This window comes from Mesorhizobium sp. M4B.F.Ca.ET.089.01.1.1, from assembly GCF_004022605.1.
Lineage (GTDB): Bacteria > Pseudomonadota > Alphaproteobacteria > Rhizobiales > Rhizobiaceae > Mesorhizobium > Mesorhizobium abyssinicae.
Genome location: NZ_RZOS01000915.1, coordinates 1 through 1,036, shown reverse-complemented (window position 1 = coordinate 1,036; position 1,036 = coordinate 1). Strand labels below are relative to the sequence as shown.

Genomic DNA, 1,036 nt, shown 5'->3' with positions numbered 1-1,036 from the left:
GGTCTGCACGACGCCGAGGTCGTCGAGCTTGATCCGCACGTCGTCGGCGAGCAAATCCGACAGCTCCGTTCGATCGGCGACGAGCAGCGCCGAATACCAGCGATCGATCAGCGCGCCGTCATCGGCGCGGGCGGCGAGCGCCGAAAAGAGCAGCGCGGCGGCTATCGCGGGTCCCCGGAAAACGATCCGCATCGCCGGCCTCACCCCAGATCCGGCCGCTCGAAATCGCCGGTCTCCTTGTTCATCACCCAAAGTTCGCCGGTCGAGATGTCGAACCAGGCGCCATGCAGCGACAATCTGCCCTTGCCTTCGAGGATGGAAACGCAGGGGAAGGTGCGGAGGTTGGCGATCGAATAGCGGATCGAGATGCGCTCCAGGGCGGTCTGGCGCTCGGTCGCCGTCATGAAGGTGCTGGACGAGACGGTCTCGGCGGCGGGCGCGATCAGGCTCATCCACTTGCCGATGAAGTCGCCGGGCGAGAGCGGCGCCGAGTTGGGGTCGAGGGCGGCACGGATGCCGCCGCAGCGGCCATGGCCCATCACCACGATGTTCTTGACCTTAAGGCTTTGCACGGCGAATTCGAGCGCGGCCGAGGTCGAATGGAACTCGCCGTCCGGCGCGTAGGGCGGCACCAGATTGCCGACATTGCGCAGCACGAACAGCTCGCCCGGTCCGGCGTCGAAGATCGCCTCCGGGGCGGAGCGGGAGTCGCAGCAGGCGACGATCATCGTCTCGGGCGCCTGGCCTTCGCGCGCCAGCGAGCGGTAGCGCCCACTTTCGGCGAGGTAGCGGCCGTTCATGAAATTGCGATAGCCGTTGAGGAGATGCTCAGGAAGATGGGGCATGGGCGGCTAAGGCCTTTCCGGGGGCTGGAGGCAGCTGCACAGTTCAATCCGGAAGCCCTCTAACGGCAAATGCCGGTCGCGAGCAATGCCGAATTGCGGATGGCTCCGTCGCAATCGCGATGCGGCGCGCATGGCCGGTCATGCCCAGATGGCTACGGGAATGCCGAAACGGTCGGTCAGCGGCGGGTCCC

Annotated in this window: 1 protein-coding gene and 1 pseudogene; both read right to left on the bottom strand. The window is 66.3% G+C overall.

Annotated elements, in window-relative coordinates; genetic code table 11:
- Positions 1-192, bottom strand: a pseudogene (locus EN780_RS35000) (hypothetical protein); the annotation flags it as partial.
- A gap of 8 nt (positions 193-200) precedes the next feature.
- On the bottom strand, positions 201-845 hold the full coding sequence (locus tag EN780_RS34995) for a carbonic anhydrase (protein ID WP_127394002.1): 645 nt from the start codon (positions 843-845) through the stop codon (positions 201-203).
- Between the last annotated feature and the right edge of the window lie 191 nt (positions 846-1,036).

Excerpts from the sequence above, each read along its gene's own strand:
- EN780_RS34995 (WP_127394002.1), bottom strand. The coding sequence starts at position 845 with ATGCCCCATCTTCCTGAGCATCTCCTCAACGGCTATCGCAATTTCATG.